This is a genomic window from Marinobacter halophilus (assembly GCF_003007685.1).
Classification (GTDB): domain Bacteria; phylum Pseudomonadota; class Gammaproteobacteria; order Pseudomonadales; family Oleiphilaceae; genus Marinobacter; species Marinobacter halophilus.
Window position 1 is genome coordinate 72,788 of record NZ_PXNN01000013.1, and the last position, 19,107, is coordinate 91,894.

Genomic DNA, 19,107 nt, shown 5'->3' on the forward strand with positions numbered 1-19,107 from the left:
CCCTACCTTGGACATTGTGCTTTTGTTTAAAAGCGATAAGTCCAGCTTGCGCCGGCTGACCATTGGTCTTTTTTGCCGCTGATGTATTCGATTTTTTTATCGGTGACCTGGAGCGTCAAATCCAGCCAGCCGGCGAACGCCTGGGTGCCATAACCGAGGTCTAGGATGGCAACGTGCTGGCTGTCGATCGGGGCGGTGTAGAAGACGTTGTCGTTTGTTACCACCGTTCGGTTGCCGCCGTCTTTGTTGAGTTCGGCGTAGCTGGCTTTGGCGGTGAGGTTGCTGCCGTTGTCAAGGAAGTGGTACGCGCCGAGGGTGACGGCTTCTGCGTCGCCGTCAAAGCCGGTAGCCATGTTGCGGCCGTAGTGGCGATAGCCAGAGCGGTATTGAAAGTGCTCGTAGGAAACATTTGGCGCGGCACTGCCAATAACGTCGTCGGCCAAGGTGTTGGTGTATTCAACAAACCATTGCTGTTCGCTATTGAGCAGCTGGCTGGTCCAGTCTCCACCGAACATCCAGGACTTCTTCGCGGGAAAAGCGCCGGCTTCATCTTCACCCATCATTTGAGTGTAGAGACTCATGGATTGCTCGCCGACAGCAAAGCCGTAACGAATGTCGATACTGCCTAACTGATTGCCGGGGTCATTTTCGGGGCCATCCTGGGAGTTATCCCGGCCAATCAGCGCATCCCAGAGTGTTGAGGCATCCTCTGGCCGCCCTTCACCTCCGACCATGAGCGCGCGGGAGAGGCCAATATCCAAACCATCAACAGGCCGAAAGGTGAACCGCATACCGATGAATTTGGCGTCGGGTACGGCGCGGTCACTTTCGTACTGGCCGGCCATCACGGTGAACTGCCAGGGGCCGATCCAGCTTAACCAGGGGGTTTCAAACGCGCGGGTGTCGTTGCGGTTAATCCACACAGACGGTATCGGCCGGGCGTTGTTAGACAGGATCAGGCTGGACTGCCAACCCGGCCCCCACCAGCGGTCGATGGCGCCGGCGCCGAACACCCAATTGCTGGCGGTGGCGGCCAGGTAGGAGCCATCCAGGCGGAATTCTTCGTCGTCATCCGGATTGTTGGTGTAGGCCGGATTGAGGCCCAGCGCCCAGGTGTCGCCTAGCCATTGCAGGTTAAGGCTGGTGCCGGCCTTGGTCAGGTTGTTGTTGGAAAAACCGGTAATGGCGGGAATTTCGGATTGGGCGCTGGCGCTGAACTCACCCCGAAAACCCGGTTTGGCTTGCTCTTCTTTTTCAAAACGCAGGTAGGCGGAGGCCAGGCCGACTGATGGCTGATCAGCTTTGATGCTGGTTTGGTTGCCGGCTTCCAGCGCGCTCCACATCATTGGCCAGGTGGTGACGCTGCGATTCATATGACCGCGGTCTGCCAGCTTCTGTACGGCATAGCGTGCACGCGGATCACCCGGCTCAAGCCAGGGCGCTGCGGCCAGTGAAAAGGTGCTCAGGCACGCTACCGCCCCACCGACCAGGGTCCAGTGTTTTGAGGTCATAGATTCTTAATATTCTGGTGACAAGGAGATAACGGCGAAAACAGGAAGGGCGTTCCCAACGCGATCCTTGTCAGGTTATTTGTGATGAAGTTCAGGTTTGAGGATTCTACGGGATGGGGCGTGTCACGCAAGTGACAATAGATGTGATGGGTCAATTATCAGGGGGTTACGAGTGTAAAGAATTGTTAAAGAATTAGAAGTGCAATTAAGTTGGTCACATTTTGGGCTTTTTTTGTTTGGGGGTTTGCTGGGGTTGGGAGATGGGCGCTGGCAGAGGGGTGGGGTCTGACCCCGAGGGGTCAGACCCCTTTGTAGATTGCGAGTTGGGTGCGGAGCAAAAAAAAGCCCGCGGCAGTGGCGGGCAAGCAGAACAAGCGACTTCAGTCTCGGTCAGGTCGGCAGCGCGCTCTGCGGGGTGCAGGGGGAGTACAACAAGTACAGCGCTTCGAGACTGAGCGAATCAAGCCGCTCGGAGGAGCTCTTTGCGCGGGGCCGATCCCTTTGCTTGATTCGCATTTATTATGCTATACGATGTTTTGCGTTTTTACACCCTGATTGCTAAATTTTTATGGAATAAGATCTTTTTTGTTATTTCTGTATCTTGATTGACCAAATCGCCGGGGCGCCGGGGCGGATTACGCCATGTGCCAGGGCTTGTTACATTCTGTACAGTAAGCATACATATTTTCATCCGATAATTATTTACAAAGGATTGCGATAATGCCGGCACACGCGGTGACAGAAGTTGGTAAAGATGAGCTCGCAGGCCATGTTCGGGATGTGATTCGGTCGGTGGGTTTTGATCTGGCGTTTCAGCCCAAGGTGTCTTTTACCCACGGCCGGCTGGGGGGCGTGGAGGTGTTAGTGCGCTGGCCAGAGGCGGCGGCCGGGTGGCGGTCGCCGGAGCAGTTTGTGCCGTTTGCCGAACGCCATGGTCTGGCGCCCATGCTGGATTTGCACGTGCTTGAGCAAACACTGAAGCTCTGGAATGCCTGGCCTGCCCTCACCCGCCTGTGCTGGAGCCCGTTTCCGGTGTCGGTGAATGTGTCGGCGATGAGTGTTCAGGATGAGAATTTTCTGCGCTCGGTCACCTGGCTGCTGGCGTCGGCACCGCACCCCAAGTTGATGTTCGAGCTCACCGAAACCGCACCGTTTCACGATCCGGATGCGGCCATTCATACCCTGGAGGCGTTGTCTGGCCATGGCATTCAGTTGTCACTGGACGATTTCTGCACCGGCTTCAATTGCCCGGAGCGGCTGCGCACCTTGCCGGTGGCAGAGCTGAAGATTGACCGGGAAGACACCGCCAGGCTAGACACGGTGTGGGGCATTCGCCGGGTGGGCCAGATGATTGAGCAGGCGAAAGCGGCCGGCTTGACGGTAACCGCCGAAGGCATCGAAACCCGGGACCAATGGCAAACCCTGCGCACGCTGGGCTGTGACTATGGCCAGGGCTATTGGTTGTGCCCGCCGCTGCCGGCGAAGGAGGCGGTGGAGTTTGTGGCAAGCTACATGCCCAGCCGTTTGCTCTGCGCCAACAACGAGGAAGAATGAGTGCCAGGTGGATTGATCTTGGCGCTTGAGCTGTCCATAATTGCCCCACAATAATAAAGCATAGAATGGTTTATTCGATTACGCTGACAATGACAAAAAAGAGGCGAGAATATGAACACGTCACGGCTGACCAGATTCTGCCACCGTAGCCTGCACCTGCTGGCTTCACTGGCACCCGGCAAACGCCTGCTGATGGCGGGCGCAGCGCTCACCCTGGTGGGCTGCTCCGCCAATCCGGTGTACACCACCACCGGCATAGTATTGACCAACTACGCGGAGGCGGAAGCCACTCCTTACGTACTGGAGATGAACGATCCGGAGATGGCCTGCACCCTGGGCTTGTCTCTGGACCCCTTGGTGTACTCGTTTTCCCGGGTGATGTCCGCGCCAGACGGCATCGGCGCTCTGCTGATGCTGTTGGCGGCGAACTGCACCGAGTACAAGGCCATGGAGGCCGAGCTTACCTACTTGCGGGCCAACCACGAAGGCCATGTAAACGCCGCCAGAGACGCCCGGGAGCAGGTCAAACGGCTGAACGCGGAGGTTGCCACGCGCCGGCTGCTGGCGTTTGAGCGGGCCATGAGTGCTTACGACTTTGATGCCGGCGCAGAGCCGCTGGAATGCCCGTTTCTGTTCAATGAGCAAGACGAGCTGACTTTTCTGATGGGGCTGGTTACCGGTTTGCAGGCCATCGTGAACGACGCCAACTCCGGGGCCATGGCGGGCATTCCGCGCAACATTGCGCCCCAGGCCGAGCGCGCGGTGCGCTGCATTGATAACGAGCAGTGGGGCGGTGTGCCGAGTGCAGTTCGCGCGCTGGTGTGGCTGCTGCTGCCGGATACCCGCCCGCCCATGTCGCCAGACCCCTGGCAGGTGCTGGAACACAACCGGGAGCTGGGATTTGACCGTGGCTTTCGGGTAGCCAGTGCGCTGGAGGTAGTGGCCGCTGAGACCTTCGGCCGGCCGGATGTGCTGGCCGCCGCGCTTGAAGCTGCGGCCGAGGCCGAGGGCTCAATGAAGGTGTCGTCTGCCTACCGCCTGCTGGATGGCGTTGCCCGGCGGGTGCTGATGCACGCCTCGGATAAGCACTGGGCCGCCAACTACGGCTACCGTACGCCGTCTAACTCGTTTGGCAGCCTGTCGCCGGTGTCGCGCCGGTCAACAGAGGTAATGGATCTGGACGGCCTGCTGTAACGCCGTTCAGCTGACTGAAAACAATGACAAGCCATAACCGGAGTGAACCTTATGCGAAAATTTCTTGGCGCGGTGGCGCTGACCTGTGCCGCACCGCTGGCCTCGGCCAATAGCCTGTCTGTGTGTGTATTTGATGTGATCGGCGCCAACGGCGACGTGTTCAACGTGATGAAGGATTACGCCCTGGAGATGAGGTCGTTAGGGGTGAATCTCCAGCTCAAGCCTTACACCGATGAAGGCGTGGCGGTGGGCGATTTCAACGCCGGGCAATGTGACGCGGTGGCCGCCACGGATTTGAGAACCCGGCCGTTCAACAAGTTTACCGGCTCGATCAGTGCGGTGGGCGCCCTGCCCTCCTACGACAACCTGGAAACCCTGCTGGCAACCCTGTCTCAGCCCAGGGCGGCCGATCTGATGAAGAGTGATGGCTACGAAGTACTGGGCATTTTCCCGATTGGCGCCGGTTACCTGTTCGTGAACGACCGCTCCATCAACACCGCCGGGGCGCTGGCTGGCAAGCGCATGGCCACACTGGATTACCAGCGAGACGCCATTCACATGGTGAATTATGTGAAGGCCACGGTGGTGCCCTCAGACATCACCAACTTCGCCGGCAAGTTCAATAACGGTTCGGTGGATACCGCCTACGCGCCCGCCTTCGCTTATGAGGCACTGGAGCTGTACAAAGGCATTGAACCAAAAGGTGGCGTGGTGGACTACCCGCTGGCCCAGCTGACGGTGCAGGTGATTGCCCGGGACGGCATTATTGACGGTGACACCGCCCAGAAAGCGCGGGAAGCGGCCTGGGACATGTACCCGCAGGTGATGAACCTGATCATCAATCAGGAAGCCGCGATTCCGGATGACAAATGGATCCGGATTCCCCAGCAGGACATCGTGGGTTATCAGGAAATGTTCCGGGAGAACCGCCTGGAAATGCGCGACGGCACGAACAATGCACCGTCGGTGTATGACCCACGCATGCTGACCCTGATGGCCAACATTCGGTGCGCCAGCAATCCCGGCGCGGCGGAGTGTACGGCCGATAACCGGGAGTAACCGGGCCAGGCCCCCCTGCCCGTTTAACGGCGCGGGGGCTTCAGTCGGTGTTCGAGGTGGCTTTGCTGCCCAGCGTTTTATGGCTGGTTGAACCTGCTTTCTGATCGCGTTTATTCAGTTGTTCTGCACTCAGATCCGAGACCGCAAGCGAGCCTTCGCACAGATCCCGCACCTGCTGGCGCAGCTCGGGCGGCATGTGGCGTTCGCTTGACCCTGCGCCGGCCTCACCTGAACGTGCCCGGAGTTCCTGCCCATTGAGCAGATACACGGAGCCACCGTTGGCGGTGATGTCCCGCACGGCGTTTAGGTAGGCTGTTTGGTATTCCTGGCGCATGATCGCCTCCCGATAATATTTTGTCTGTCGATGTTCGCGTTATCAGACTCAGATAATATTAGCTTACTTTGGCAAGTTCGCTAACCATTGTCACATAATCATCATAATACTTTACAGGTGTTATCCACTCTCTGCGTACAAGACCTTGGTCTGACACTACGTCGTCGCGCAGGCAAGAGATCAGAATATAGCCAAATTTCTGGTAGAAGGTCCTGATTTCATGGGCCTGGCCGGCATCGTCAGAGGAGCCCCAGTCGGCGTAAATCACGTATTCTTCACCGTCCAGATCAAACGCCACCATCTGGGGCGACTGTTTGCCGAAAGATTCATGCAGAAACACGGCGTCTTTCGGTGCCCCGCCGGAGTGCGGCAGGCCGTACAGAAACCAGATTACGTTGGCGACTTCACCGTTCTGGTCTCGTTGAATTGCAACTGTTCCGTCAAGAACAACAGCCATGATGCCTCCTGAATTTACAACTCTTCACGCCGTTGGATGGCTGCCAGGTATTCGTCCATTTCCGTCTGGTTGGCAAATACGGTGAGATCCGGCATGAGCTTTACAATTTCAAATACTTTTCTGACGCCTGCGCTCATCTGGCTGACGCTGACCTGCCCTTTGCGGGCTTTCATGAGCTTGAGGGTTTTGAAGATTACCCGCAGCCCGGCCGAGCTGATGAAGCTAACGCCGGCCATATTGAACGCCACCACTCGGGTAGTGGGGCCGATGGCGTCAGACAACCGTTCATCCAGTTGGGGCGCGGTGTCGCTGTCGAGCGACCCTTGCAACTCAAGGCTGAGAGCCTCGTCTGAGGTGTATTGCTCAGTAATCGTCAGTGGCATGTATCGTCTTCCCTGGAGCTTTTGGTATCGAGTGTTACCGTGAGTTTGTTGACACCGTCCCGGTAACAATAGTTCATCGCATCGCTCAGCTGCGCCACGATGGCAAGCCCCAGCCCACCGATAGGCCGGGACTCCAGTGGCTGTTCACTCACTGGCTCGGCCTTGGTCGGGTCAAAGTAAGGGCCGGCGTATTCGAACTCCAGCTGCATAATGCCATCATTACACACTATCTCAAGATGCCACTGACACCTGTCAAGTTTTGTTGCCACGTGCTCCCGGATGTTGGAGTGGAACTCGTCGATGATGGTGTAGCATTCGTTGACCCTGTCGTTATTCAGGCACTGGGCGCCGTAGTGATCACGAATTTTTTGCAGGATGCTTGCTACTGTCTCGTTGGACTGGATGGATAGTGCCATGGCGTTGTATCGTCAGTAGTGTTATGTCATCGGATTGAGGGGCGCTCCCGGCGAAAGACAACAGCTGCTCACGCATATAGGTGAGCAGGCCTTCACCTTGGTTTGCCGCCCGGTAGCCCAGGTTGAGCAAACGCTCCTCGCCAAATTCCTGCCCGTTCTGGTCAAACGCTTCGGTTACGCCGTCGCTGTACAGGGTGATGCTTTGGTCTGGCTGAAGCCTGGCATTCTCCACCGCGTAGTCTACATCTTCATACACGCCGAACGGCGCCGAAGGGTTCCCTGGCCAGAATCTGGGCGGTGCTTTGTGATCGACAAACATGGGCGCACTGTGGCCCGCGTTCAGCCATTGGATCTCGCCCGTCTTCAGCTCCAGCACCCCCATCACCATGGTGACAAACATGCAGGCGTCGTTGGAGCGGCACAGCTCGTTGTTGAGGGCACGGGAGATGCCGACCAGGTCGCCGTCCATGGATCTGGCCAGGTAATTGAGCAGGCTGACGGTTCTGGCCATGAACAGCGCCGCCGGGGCGCCTTTGTCTGAGACATCGCCGACGGCAATCAGCAGCTTGCCACTGGGCAGCCGGATCAGCTCGTACAGATCGCCACCCACGGCCCGGGCCGGTTGCAGCCAGGCTTCGAGGGTCCAGTTGCGGTATCGTTCCCGGAAGTGCCCGGCGCCTGGCACCATCGACATCTGGATAGAGCGGGCCACCGACAACTCCACTTCCAGCTTTTTGCGCTCGCGCTGCTCGGTTGCCATGTCGCTGGCCAGAGAACGCACCAGGCGGCGGTTTAACAGCACGGTGCGCATCATCGAGCCGATTACCAGCAGATGATCAATGGTGGCCTGGGCGATGTACATGTATTTCGACTGGGCCGCCAGAAACCCGATGAAGCTGTCGTCGTGCTGGCCATCACTGAGCGGCGCCAGCAGGATGGGCTTGGCTTCTTCGGTCAGCCTTACACGCGGATACAGGGCATCCTGGGGGGTGAAGTAGTCGGCACTGCCGGCGGTGAGCGCTTCGGTTATTACCGGCTCTGGAACCGCCTCCGGTGCCACCAGCGAGGCCTCCGGCTGGCCCTGCGCCCGGGTGTTGTCTTGCAGCGACACCAGGCAGGAGAAGCTCTGGTCGTCGCCGTCGCGCTCCCAGAGCGCCAGCGCTCCCAGCTCGTAATGGGACACAATCCGGTGCAACAGGTAACGGAGGTTGGGTTCGAAGTCCTCGCCACTGGGCAGGTTGACCAGATCAACCCCCAGTTGCCGGATAAACCGCTCGCTGGCGGCGGAGGCTTCGAGGGCTTTGCGCCATTGTTTTCGTTCGATGGCCAGGCCGGTGAGCGAGACGATGGAGGCCAGGTCTTCCACCTGCTGTGCGCTCGGGTTCGTGGGTTGGCGACTGAACACGGTGATCACGCCGAGCAGTTCATCCTTCTGGCTGATCACGGGCTCAGACCAGGAGGCACAGAGGCCCAGCGCATCCACCACGGTGGTGAAGCCCTGCCAGCGGTGGTCATCCTTGATGGATTCACACACGGTCGGGTTCCGGGTGTAGGCGGCGGTGCCAATGGAGGTGCTGCCGTAACGGGCCGGAATGGCGGGCAGCGCGTCTTTGAATTCCTTGGCCAGGCCACTGCTGCCAAGGGGCGTCAGGTTGTCTTTTTGCTGGTCGTAACGGGTGATCAGGCAGCGGGTGTCGCGCAGCCTGATTTCGGCCAGTTTGCACAGGCTGTCGGCCAGGGTTTCCAGCGGCGCACTGCTGCTGATGCCGGTCAGAATGCGACTTCTCAGGCTGTCTGCGGCCCGGGTTATTTTGTAGGCGTGGATGTTGTTGGCGCTCAGAGTGCGGGCCAGGCGACCCTCGAATACCGTGTTGCTAAGGTAGCAGTCCATCCACACACCTTGCTGATCGGCCCCGCTGAACAGCCACTCCTGGCGCATAAACCCGGAGGCCTTGAGCATGCCGGCCCAGTGCTCGAAGTCCAGCAGCGAATAGGGCGAGGGCTGCCAGGCGTCAGGCCGCATAAGCACGGTGTCTGAGAGTTGCTCAACGGTGTCGCAGCCAAACAGTTCCAGAGCATGGCGGTTGGCAAACAGCAGCGTGAGGGTACTGCGATCAAACACCAGGATAACGGCAGAGCCTTGATCGAGCATGGCGCGGGTGTCTGACAGCGACGACCGCAGCCGGCGCTGGGCATCGTCATTTGCTTTCACCAACTGTTGTTCACGCGCCCGCATACGCCGGCGGGCGCGCCAGTGCAGCAGGATGGCGGCCAGCAAGGCCAGCGCCAGCACGGCCACCAGCAGCAGCTCCGGTTGCAGCAATTGCGCCGGCAAGGCGTTCCCCTCAAACATACCGGGGGCTCTTTGGTGGTTCGGGTTGCTTACTCAAAGACGACATTCTCAACTAATTGGGAACCGGTTTGTTCGGCGCCGAGCACGCGCACGTGCATGCCGCCGAGGTCTGCGCCCAGGGCGGAGAGCAGCGGTGCAAGCACGTTGCCCAGGGTTTGTTCAGCCACCAGCTCAAGCAAAGCGGTCAGGGGCGAAACCAGGCCGGCCAGCACGGCATCGATATCACTGGTGCTGCCACCGGAGTTGCAATTCAGGAGCGACAGGTTGTGCAGGTTGATGTCTGCATTGTCGACCCCGCTGCCCGCCACCATTTCCTGGATTTCACACTGCCCGCCAGGGCAATACAGATTATAGCTCTGAAGTTGCTCAACCGTTGGCGCTGAGCTCACCTCAACGTCGAGATCCGCCGCCACGCACACGTCCACATTGACGATGTTGAGCAGGTCTCGCAGCCTCAGGATAGAGGCATGGATGCTGTCGGGCACAATCTGGCCGGTGGCGCCATCAATGGAGCCCGTTTCGATGTTACTGACGTTGGTTTGCAACAACAAATCAAACTGCGTGCGGTTGTCGGAACCCGCTGCACAATTGGCCCCGACCAGCCCGGCTCGGCCGCCGCCAACCTGAACGCCGAGCGGAATCCGGATGCTGTCCAGCACATCCACTTTGACCAGTCCCAATGACAAGGTAGAAACCAGATCACCGATAACACCCGTTGCAAGCTGCAGGTCTGCCGAGGCATCGACACTGACATCTGCCGCACGCAAGGTGGTCAGCCATTGATCGTTGCTGTCCTTGCGAGCCGGCCCGATCACGATTTTGGGTGGTTCATCTACCAACAGCTTCAGGGTGAGGTCTATATCGCCCAGTAAGTCGTTGCTCCCGACCAGGTCACTCAGCACGGTAGACTGGCTGGTGTCCAGGGTGAGCGACAACAGCCCTGCCCCGGACTGGTTAAGCGCACGAACACTGTTCAGAATCACGCTGACCGCGAAGTCGTAGACCGGGATATTGGCATCGGTAGAGCCCGGTGGCTCGCCCAGTACGTCGAAAACCGCTGAGGCATTCAGGCCAGACAAACCAACCGCAGAGCTCAGATCGTCCACCAACCGGCCCGCAGGCGAAGCCGTTCCGCCCGCCAGGATGGCCACCGAACTCAGTACATCAAGCAGGGGCTCGTCTACCAGATCGGTTAGCCGGTCAACGCCCAGGCCAGCCAACAGATCGCCGAGGCTGACCAGCGTGTTCTCAAGGCTTTGCAGATCGGTGGCGTTCAGTGAGTAACCCGGCACGCCGATCAGTTCACCAACCAGGCTGCCCAGCAGCCCGCCTTCGACATTGGCGGTTGAACCCGCCGCACTCAGCGTGGCATAGACTTCTTTGCGGGCTACTGCGTCGGCTGAAATGGTGATGGGCGGGAACACGGACGTCGGCAGCAGAAAAGACACCGGTTCTTCGCGGGTGTAGCGCACCATAACGGCATTGGTCTGGGCCATTTGGGTGGTGGCGTCGCGGCTGGAGAAACGCATCGGGGTGTTGGCCGCGGCGCCCGGGCGCAGGACACCGGGAACGATGTCCAGGGCCTCGGGGTCGCCGTCAAAGCCGGCGGCTTCGGCGGCCAGTAAGGTGCGTTGCAGCATTTTGTTCCAGCCGGGGTCGATGCCGCCGCAGGCCTGGGCCTCGTCGGCGGCGGCGGTTGAGGCGGAATTGACGATGGACTGCATTTCAGACTGAAGCAGCAGCAACCTGGCGCCGTCGATCATCAGGGTGCCGAAGATGAACACCAGCGCCAGCAGCAGCGGCGTGGCAAAGATGAGCGCGCCGCGCTGGCTGGCTTTAGTCTTCACGGGAAGACTCCCCAATCCGCTGAGGTATGGGCTGCCGGAATGAATCAGACAGTCGTTCCAGCGTATTCACCATTACCGGCTCACTCAGTTCACCGCCTTTGGCCGGGCGCTGGGCCTGGTCGTCGAGGATTTTTGTGGCCCCGGCTGGCGGTGGCGGGTTAAACGACAGCCCGGCCAACTGGTTCGCCTGCCGGATACCGGCGACAATCTGGTCATCGGTCAGGTCGACCTGTTGCTGCAATTGCTGAATCGCCGCGTTGCCGCCGTTCAGGTAATAGGCCGCGATCAGGTTTTGCCGCGTAGACGCCCTGCCCCGGGACAGCTCATAGGCGGTGCGCAACTCGAAGGCGGCCCGGTCGTAGCGGCCGGTCTGCATCAGTACGTAACCGAGATCGTTGCGGATATCGCCGTTGGCGGGAGCCTTGTCTTTGGCTTCAGACAACAGCGCCAGCGCTTGTATGCTGTTGCCCTGTTTCACCTTGACCACCCCCAGGCCATGCAATGCCTGGTACGAGCCGCATTCGTTGACGATTTCCTGAAACACCTGTTCGGAGTCATCCAGCTGGTCCACCTGCCCCAGCAGCTGGGCCCAGCGCAACCAGTGCGCCTGGGTACCAAAAGACAGCGCCTCCAGCTGGGCCAGCGCGGCGTAGTACTGCCGGTCTTCCATGGCGGCGTCGATGGCGTCCAGCTCTACCCGGTGTTCTGGCTGAACCACCTCCGAGCAGTTGATCAGGTAGACCGGGTCTTGCTGCGGCTGGTCTTTGGTCGCCAGCGATGAACACCCGGCCAGCACCAGCCCGAGCCCGACAACGCTCAGCTTTGAGGCGGCGCGCTGCCATTGTTGTGATTTGCTAAGTGCCCACATGGTCAGAAGGTATCCTTTGTCATGGCGGTGATCGGTTAACGCTGAAACGCATCAAGAATCGACAGCACCGCAGGGCCGCCAATCAACATGAACAGAGACGGCAGCATGAAGATCATCATGATGACGGTCATCCTGGCGCCGATTTTGTTGGTGTCTTCTTTGAGTTTGCTGCGTTCTTCGTGCTGGGCTTCTTCGACGATCTGATCCAGCCCGGTGGCTACTTTCGAGCCCAGGGTACCGGCCTGTTTCATCAGGGCGACGTAGCTGCGCAACACCGTCAGGTTGCGGTTCCGGCCCAGCTCTTCCAGGGCCACGGTGCGGTCGGCGCCGCTTTCCATTACCCGGTTGAAGCGGTCGATTCGCTGGATCAGCCGGGGCATGAGTTCCCGGGCCTGGTGTGAGATCAGTTTCAGGCAACGTTCGGGGCTCAAGCCGGCTTCCATCAACATTCTGGTCATGTTGCACAGCTCGATGGCTTCACGGTTCTGCAGTTTTTCCGCGTCGCCGCCGGCGCTGCGGATAAACCGCCGGGGCAGGTAGAACCCCGCCAGCAGCACCAGGCTGGCCATGACAAAGTCCATCGACCGGAACGCGAGCACCGCCACCACAAATGGCACCACCCAGCACCAGAGCAGATAATGCCGGCGAGCCTGAATGGGGGTTTTGCCGGTGGCGTCCAGGGGGGCTTCCAGCTCCCGGAAGTCGGAGGCAAACAGTTTGCGGTCGATCAGCCAGAACAGAAACTCGCTGAGGGCGGAATCGTGGCTGTCGCCGTCCATCACCACTCGCTGGCGGCTCAGGCGGGCGTGTACCCGCGCGCGCAGGGCCCAGCGGGGGGCGTAATAAAACGCCAATACCACCGACGCCAGGGCCAGAACCGCCGCAATCATCAAACTGATTTCAGCCACGCCCCACCCCCCTGATCAGGTTCCAGATCATCAGAATGCCCAGCAGCTGCAGGCCGCCGGAGATCATCAGCAAGGTGTGGCCGATGTCAGACTGCAGCAGTTTTTCAGAGAACTGTTCATTCACCACCACCATGTAAACCGCCAGCCCCGGCGGCATGATGGCAAAGGTAACGGCGGTAAACCGGGTTTCGGCGGTGGCGGCCATAAATTCCCGGCGCAACTCCTGCTGGGACCGAATGGCTTTGGCGACTTCGAACAACACGGGTTTGACCGATGAGCCAAACCGGGTGGAGGTGCGCAGGGCAATGGCCACCTGGGTAAACGCCGGCATCTGGTAGAAGCTGGCGAAGGCATCCAGCACCAGGGTGTAATCCCGGCCCTGGCTAACGGCGTTTTTCAGGCGGAACACCATGGGGTCAAACACCGGGGAGGCATCGGCGAAGGCGGTGACAATGCTTTGCTCCACAGACCGGCCAACCGAAATGGAGCGCAGCATGCCGTCCAGAATGCCGGGCAATTCCTCGAATATCTGCCGGCGCTGGCGCTCGAACTTCACTCGCCAGGTGGTTACCGAGACGGTGACCACAAAGAAAATCGCGACGGCGGCTTCGACCGGCCCGCGGAAAACCAGAACCGCCAGCAACACCGCCACCACCACCGCGACGATGAGCATGAAGCGGGTACCGCTGAGGTGAAAACCCGCCCGTAACAACACGTTTTCCAGCGGCCCGAGATCGATCACCGATGTTTTTTTCTCAACCGGCACTTCGGCAGACAGGCGGTTGGCGGTGCGCCGTTTCAGATCCCCGGCTACCTGCACCCGCCCCAGCACCAGCTGGAGCATGATCACAATCAAGGCCCCAAGCCCTGCCAGCAGGCACGCCAGCCAGATCAGCTGGGTGCTCACGGAGCCACCTCGAGTTCTTCCGGCGGCAGCCAGTCCAGTTCACTGGAGCGGTAGAGAATGTCCATGTGATAGGGGTCGGCTTTGGTGGGGCTGAGGGCCACCACTTCGCTGACCATACGGCGGCCATTGGGCAGGCGGGTAAGCTGTACCACGGCGTCCAGCGATGAGCCGATCAGCCGGGCAATGGCGCGTTCGCCGGCATCGTAACCGTTCACCGCCAGCAGCGTTTCAATACGAATCAGCGCGTCTTTGGCGGAGTTGGAGTGGATGGTGCTCATGGAGCCTTCGTGGCCGGTGTTCATGGCCTGCAACAGTTCAATGATTTCGCCGGAGCGGACTTCGCCAACAATGACTCGGTCTGGGCGCATCCGCAGGGCGTTCACGATCAGATCGCGGGCGGTGACGCGGCCGGTGCCTTCGGTGTTGGCGGGGCGGGTTTCCAGCCGGACGATGTGAGGATGGTTCAGCTGCAGCTCGGCAGAGTCTTCAATGGTGACGATGCGTTCGTCTTTTGGAATGAACTCGCTGAGCAGGTTGAGAATGGTGGTTTTACCGGTGCCGGTGCCGCCGCTGATCAGCAGGTTGCGGCGGGTTTCGACGATGTCCGAGAGCAAATCCAGACATTCCCGGGTCATGGAGCCGAGGTTGACCAGTTCGTTCGCGGTCAGGTGTTTGTTGGTGAACTTGCGGATCGACATGGACGGGCCATCCAGCGCAATCGGCGGAATGATGGCGTTAACCCGGGAGCCGTCCGGCAGGCGGGCATCCACCATCGGGCTGCTTTCATCCAGGCGCCGGCCGAGGGGCGCCAGTACCCGGCGGATGATGCGCAGCACGTGATCGTCATCGATAAACCGGACCTGCACTTTCTGCAGCACCCCGGCAACCTCCACAAAAATATTGCGGGCGCCGTTGATCAGGATGTCGTTGATCTGGTCATCTGCCAGCAGCGGCTCCAGCGGCCCGAAGCCGACCACTTCGTCGACCATTTCCCGCACCAGCATGGTCTGGTCGGCGGTGGCCAGGGGAACCCGGTGGGTAGAGACGTAATGGTCCACCGACGACTGGATAAACCGGTGCAGCTGTTGCCGGTCGACGCGCTCTACCTCGATGCCTTCTTCATCCAGGCGCTCAATCACATAGCTGTGAACGTTTTTCTTGAGGTTCTGGTAATCGTCGTCAACACGGGTAGCCATAAATTGCTCTCTCAGCCTGCGACGCGTTTAAGGGAAAACGTTCGGGGCTCTTCGCCGGTGGCGTAATGCTTGCGCACGAAGCCTCCCAGGTTGCGGTGGTAGCCGCTTTTATGCAGCAGGTTCGATATCGGCACGCCGGCGTTAATGGCATCCAGCCGGTAGCGCCATTCCAGCGGCAAGGTCAGGTCGCAGCGCTGGTTGATGGTTTTTTCGATGTCGGCCAGTGACAGGCTGGCGCGCTTTTCATAGCCGTCGACCACCACCAGTACCGGGCATTCGTCCGCGAGCCACTCGCGCATGTCTTTGAGCAAAGATTCGGTGGCCTGCACCTGGTCTACCGCCGGGTGAATCACATTGATCACCCGGCTGAGACTGGCGCCGATGGCCTTCAGCCAGGCCTGGGTGTGGGCCGAATCGACCCGGATAACCAGGTGATCAAACAGGCCCGCCAGCTGGGTGATGGCGATGTACAGATCCGCCGCCGAGTCTCCGTGCAGCAGGTCCGCGCCGACCTGGCCAGACAACAGGCGCAGGCCCGGCTGGTATTCCTCAAGCGCGGTTTCGATAAACGAGCGGTCGATGCTGTCGCCCTGGGTGATCAACTCATCCATGGTCAACCGGCTGAGGTTGTCGAAGTAGAAGGTTCGATTGGGCTCGGAACTGGTGTCCAGAGCCAGCAGCGTTTTGCCGGCGTGGAACTCGTTCAGTTCAGCGACAAAGTTCTGACTGAAAAACCGGGCATCCACCACCGGCGACGCCGAGGTGACCAGCGTGATCATGCCCCGGCTCACTCGGGCACTGTTGACGGTAACGGCGGCACTGTCTGCTACCCGGCGAACGCGTTCCAGGGCGGTGTCTGAGTCTACGCCGGTGATCAGGCAGTCGCGGGCGCCAGCCCGCATGATGTTGAGCAGAAGGTCTTGCGACAGGCGGTGGGCAACCCCCACCAGTTGGGCGCCCACGCAGGCTTTCTGGATGGCGGCGAAGACTTTCAGGGCGCGGTTGGCGTCTTTGTCGTCTATGGCCACAATAACCACCGGCGTGCCGGTGGCCTGCACCAGGCGGCTGACCCGGGAAAGGTCGGTAGAGCTGACGCATTCCAGGTGCCACTCAGCGCCCAGTGCGCGCTCGAGCCAGACCCGGGCGCCTACGTCGTCTGCTACACAGATTATGGTTTCACTCATCGGTGCCTTTCCTTTTACCAGCTCAGTCCGCTTTCGATTGGTTCGCCCGCCTTGCGGGCGTTGACGACCATGTCCAGCCAGCCGGTGCTGCTGTACTCGTATTCTTTACCAAAGTTGCGGACCTCGGCCGGCAGCTTTTGTTGAGGGCTCACCAGCCGGGGTGTGACCACCATGATCAGCTCTTTGTCTTCAGAGGCGACCCGGTCTGACCGGAAGAAGGCGCCCAGTATGGGCAGGTTGCCCAGCCCCGGTACCCGATCACTGCGGTTGGTGGTCGACCGGCTGACCAGCCCACTGATGATGAAGCTTTCTCCGGAGGCCATAGACACCATGGTTTCCGTGCGGCGAATGCGCAGGCCGGGAACCGACACGCCGCCGGTCGACACGCCCGAGGAGAAATCCAGCTCGCTGACTTCCGGGGCCACTTTCAGAATAATCTGATCTTCACTGATCACGGTGGGGGTCAGCGCCAGGCTGACACCAAACTCTTTGAAGGTGATCTGGACATCGCCGTCTCGGGAAGACACCGGAATGGGGAATTCACCGCCGGAGAGAAAGGTGGCGGTCTGGCCACTCAGGCTGACCAGCGAGGGCTCCGCCAGGGTGTAGGCAAAGCCGCCGGATTCCAGTGCGTTGATGATGCTCAGGGAACTGGAGCCAAAACTGAACAGGTTGAAGCCCTCGGCACCCAGGCCGGCCGCCGCTGCATCCGCCGGCCCGAAACCGCGCGCTCCGCTGCCCGGAGGCGCGATGGTGACGCTGGAACTGCCACCGTTGAACAGCCGGGAGTAATACACACCCAGGGTGTTCAGCTCAGACCGGTTGACTTCCACCACGCGAATGTCGGTTTGCACTTGCATGGGCAAGGGGCTTTTGGCGCCCAGCAGGTCTGATACTCGGAAGTTGCTCTGGTGCGGTGCGCCCTCGCCTTTCAGCCAGGCCCGGACAATCGCCGACCCCTGGGCTTCAGCGGTCACCAGCACTTCCCGGTTGCCGGTGGCGGTCACCGACACCACATCCGGGTTGGACACGGAGATTTTCTCCAGCGGCTTCATAAAGCTCAGTACGTGCTGCTCACCGGGCGCGATCGACACGCGATCGGTATCCGCCAGGGCCGGGGCCGCGAGCAGGCACATCAGCAGGGCAAGCCAGCTTTTCGGTGGCGGCACGGAACGACGGCCCCAGTGAATAGAGCTGTGATCAGCGAACATAGACGCTCCTTGAGCCGGAACCTTCGTAAATTTTGACCTCTTGCGCAGGCTTTCTGGCCGGGGCTTTTCTCTGCTGAGGGGCCGGCGCGGGTTTGGCACGAGCGACCGGGCGAATGTCTGCCATAAGCGTGACCTGCTGATCATCCGCCGGAGGTGTTTGCGCCGCGCCGGCCTCAAGCGCAACGGCCGGGCTATCTTCGGGTTTCGACGCAACAAAATTCAGGCGGGCTTCGGCAGCCGCCAGCACCAGGCGCGCAACGTCTTTCTCAGGTACGGACAGAACCATGGTTTGGTTGCGGCGCTGATTGTCATCGCCACTGTCGCTGCCCGGCTCCAGCGTTCCCCTGACCGCCAGCACCTCGACATTTCGCAGGAGCCGCGCGGTACCGGCATCGGCACTACCGGCGCCTCGGAAGGTGCCGTAGATGTCGACGTGATCTCCAGGCTGAATCATGCCGCCAATACTGGACAGTGACGTCAGCTCGACCGCCATGGCCCGCACACCGTCGCGAAGCGACAGTTGCAGTGGTGTACCGCCACTGATCAGATCTTGCGACAACAGCATGCCGGCCCGCAGGGGGCGGCTGATGGTGTCACCAAAAGGGGCATCGCCCGCCGGTATGCTGCTGGCCAACTCCACAGGCAGCTCGAATTCCTGAACGTGCTCGGCTTCAAGCGTGGTGCCCGCGTCCAGATCAACCACGGCCACCAGATATCGGTACACCGGTGCCTGGTCTTCCGGCGATGGAGTGGACTGGGCATCTGGGTGTTCCGCCGCCGGCTTGGGCGACACGGCACTTGGCGCCTGCATCAGGCCGTAAACCGCCAGGCCAATGGCCAATAAGGCCAGAACCAGAGACGGCACTGCGTAAATGAATTTTGTCCTCATGTAACCTGTCCTTAGAGCTGGCAGTGTGGGCTTGCTGTGCCGGGCACCGGTGATGAGATCAGAAGGCGATAGATGAGCGTGCCGTCAGTTGGCGGGGCATGGGTGGAAAGGCGCCAATACCCGGAAACCGGACCTGGGGCAGGAAGGAGGATTCGCCGGCGTCTGCCACCAGCATGCATTCCAGCAGTTGCACGCCGCCGGTACCGCCGTGATCAACCTGTTTGCACTCCCGGATGGACAGGTGGTCCGCCGAGGCCGCGGGCAGCCGGGCACTGAGCGCCGCCAACACCTCGCCGCTGTAAGCAATGGCACTCTCGGAGAAGGCTCCGTGTTCCCGGCGATCCAGTGAGAACACGGAGGCGGCCGCCCGATCGACCGCCACCTGCATCTGGTACTTATTATAAAACAGTACACCGTATCCCGCCGCTCCGTAGACGATCGCTACGATCATCGGGAAGATCATCAGGAATTCCAGGGCGACGACGCCTCGATTCTTTTTTATCATAATTATGACAACCGGGTGTGGGGATTTCTGGGCCTGGCATAAGAAACGCTTTACCCGCCCGCGCCGTCCGGCGTTACCTGCGCCTCTCCCATCAGTGATTCGAATACGCCGACGATCATGCCGCCAATGGTATCCCCCTGAGTAATAACAACGCCCAGGATGATAACAATAACCGCTCCCAGCATAAGATATTCCAGCGAGGATGCACCTTTCTGCCGGGAACCCGGGAAGGATTTCGACAATGTGCTTTTGATTTCGGAAATGGTCATAAAAAACTCTCCAGTCATGCAAATAAATTCTTTATTTTTCTTGGTCTGGGTGATCCCGCCCC

19 protein-coding genes are annotated in these 19,107 nt (G+C 60.0%); 3 read left to right on the forward strand and 16 right to left on the reverse strand.

The genetic code is table 11. The annotated features are described in order from the left end of the window. Positions 1-26: 26 nt before the first annotated feature. Positions 27-1,511 carry a capsule assembly Wzi family protein gene (locus tag C7H08_RS10180; RefSeq protein WP_106671642.1) on the reverse strand — a complete coding sequence of 495 codons (1,485 nt, stop codon included), beginning with the start codon at positions 1,509-1,511 and terminating at the stop codon, positions 27-29. Positions 1,512-2,231: 720 nt separating this feature from the next. On the opposite strand from C7H08_RS10180, the gene C7H08_RS10185 reads away from it, so the two are divergent. The 3 genes from C7H08_RS10185 to C7H08_RS10195 all read left to right on the forward strand — a co-directional run bounded on the left by C7H08_RS10185 (position 2,232) and on the right by C7H08_RS10195 (position 5,318). Continuing rightward, the gene (locus tag C7H08_RS10185) at positions 2,232-3,065 is read left to right on the forward strand and encodes an EAL domain-containing protein (RefSeq protein WP_106671643.1); all 834 of its coding nucleotides are present in this window, start codon (positions 2,232-2,234) and stop codon (positions 3,063-3,065) included. A gap of 111 nt (positions 3,066-3,176) precedes the next feature. Further along, entirely contained in the window at positions 3,177-4,259 is a 1,083-nt protein-coding gene (locus tag C7H08_RS10190) for a hypothetical protein (protein ID WP_227663100.1), read from the forward strand. Positions 4,260-4,310: 51 nt separating this feature from the next. After that, complete coding sequence (locus C7H08_RS10195) at positions 4,311-5,318, forward strand: putative solute-binding protein (protein ID WP_106671644.1); 1,008 nt, start codon at positions 4,311-4,313, stop codon at positions 5,316-5,318. Between the two features lie 40 nt (positions 5,319-5,358). On the opposite strand, the gene C7H08_RS10200 is transcribed toward C7H08_RS10195, so the two are convergent. From C7H08_RS10200 to C7H08_RS10270, 15 genes are read right to left on the reverse strand one after another with little or no spacing between them, the layout of a single operon-like run. Further along, positions 5,359-5,652, reverse strand: coding sequence for a hypothetical protein (locus C7H08_RS10200; RefSeq protein WP_106671645.1), 294 nt, complete (start codon positions 5,650-5,652; stop codon positions 5,359-5,361). A 58-nt stretch (positions 5,653-5,710) separates the two neighbouring features. After that, positions 5,711-6,109 carry a hypothetical protein gene (locus C7H08_RS10205; protein ID WP_106671646.1) on the reverse strand — a complete coding sequence of 133 codons (399 nt, stop codon included), beginning with the start codon at positions 6,107-6,109 and terminating at the stop codon, positions 5,711-5,713. Between the two features lie 14 nt (positions 6,110-6,123). Then, the gene (locus C7H08_RS10210; protein ID WP_106671647.1) at positions 6,124-6,492 is read right to left on the reverse strand and encodes an STAS domain-containing protein; all 369 of its coding nucleotides are present in this window, start codon (positions 6,490-6,492) and stop codon (positions 6,124-6,126) included. Beyond that, positions 6,483-6,908, reverse strand: coding sequence for an ATP-binding protein (locus C7H08_RS10215; protein WP_106671648.1), 426 nt, complete (start codon positions 6,906-6,908; stop codon positions 6,483-6,485). The genes C7H08_RS10210 and C7H08_RS10215 overlap by 10 nt, the downstream gene beginning before the upstream one ends. Further along, positions 6,850-9,261 (reverse strand): GAF domain-containing SpoIIE family protein phosphatase, encoded by a 2,412-nt coding sequence (locus tag C7H08_RS10220; RefSeq protein ID WP_106671649.1) that lies wholly within the window; start codon positions 9,259-9,261, stop codon positions 6,850-6,852. The genes C7H08_RS10215 and C7H08_RS10220 overlap by 59 nt, the downstream gene beginning before the upstream one ends. 29 nt (positions 9,262-9,290) lie before the next feature. Next, the gene (locus C7H08_RS10225; RefSeq protein WP_106671650.1) at positions 9,291-11,108 is read right to left on the reverse strand and encodes a Tad domain-containing protein; all 1,818 of its coding nucleotides are present in this window, start codon (positions 11,106-11,108) and stop codon (positions 9,291-9,293) included. Continuing rightward, the gene (locus C7H08_RS10230; RefSeq protein ID WP_106671651.1) at positions 11,098-11,976 is read right to left on the reverse strand and encodes a tetratricopeptide repeat protein; all 879 of its coding nucleotides are present in this window, start codon (positions 11,974-11,976) and stop codon (positions 11,098-11,100) included. The genes C7H08_RS10225 and C7H08_RS10230 overlap by 11 nt, the downstream gene beginning before the upstream one ends. Before the next feature lie 35 nt (positions 11,977-12,011). Further along, positions 12,012-12,884: a type II secretion system F family protein gene (locus tag C7H08_RS10235; RefSeq protein ID WP_227663101.1), complete on the reverse strand. Its 873-nt coding sequence runs from the start codon at positions 12,882-12,884 to the stop codon at positions 12,012-12,014. Further along, a complete protein-coding gene (locus C7H08_RS10240) occupies positions 12,877-13,791 on the reverse strand; it encodes a type II secretion system F family protein (RefSeq protein ID WP_106671652.1) in 915 nt (304 codons plus the stop codon). The genes C7H08_RS10235 and C7H08_RS10240 overlap by 8 nt, the downstream gene beginning before the upstream one ends. After that, complete coding sequence (locus C7H08_RS10245) at positions 13,788-14,987, reverse strand: TadA family conjugal transfer-associated ATPase (protein WP_106671653.1); 1,200 nt, start codon at positions 14,985-14,987, stop codon at positions 13,788-13,790. Before C7H08_RS10245 ends, C7H08_RS10240 begins: the two co-directional genes overlap by 4 nt. 11 nt (positions 14,988-14,998) lie before the next feature. Then, complete coding sequence (locus tag C7H08_RS10250) at positions 14,999-16,171, reverse strand: CpaE/TadZ family protein (RefSeq protein ID WP_106671654.1); 1,173 nt, start codon at positions 16,169-16,171, stop codon at positions 14,999-15,001. 14 nt (positions 16,172-16,185) lie between these two features. After that, a complete protein-coding gene (locus C7H08_RS10255) occupies positions 16,186-17,382 on the reverse strand; it encodes a type II and III secretion system protein family protein (protein ID WP_227663102.1) in 1,197 nt (398 codons plus the stop codon). Next, a complete protein-coding gene (gene cpaB / locus C7H08_RS10260; protein ID WP_106671655.1) occupies positions 17,372-18,271 on the reverse strand; it encodes a Flp pilus assembly protein CpaB in 900 nt (299 codons plus the stop codon). Before cpaB ends, C7H08_RS10255 begins: the two co-directional genes overlap by 11 nt. Positions 18,272-18,329: 58 nt before the next feature. Continuing rightward, on the reverse strand, positions 18,330-18,776 hold the full coding sequence (locus C7H08_RS10265; protein WP_107524645.1) for a TadE/TadG family type IV pilus assembly protein: 447 nt from the start codon (positions 18,774-18,776) through the stop codon (positions 18,330-18,332). 50 nt (positions 18,777-18,826) lie between these two features. Further along, positions 18,827-19,045 carry a hypothetical protein gene (locus C7H08_RS10270; protein ID WP_106671656.1) on the reverse strand — a complete coding sequence of 73 codons (219 nt, stop codon included), beginning with the start codon at positions 19,043-19,045 and terminating at the stop codon, positions 18,827-18,829. Positions 19,046-19,107 lie beyond the last annotated feature (62 nt).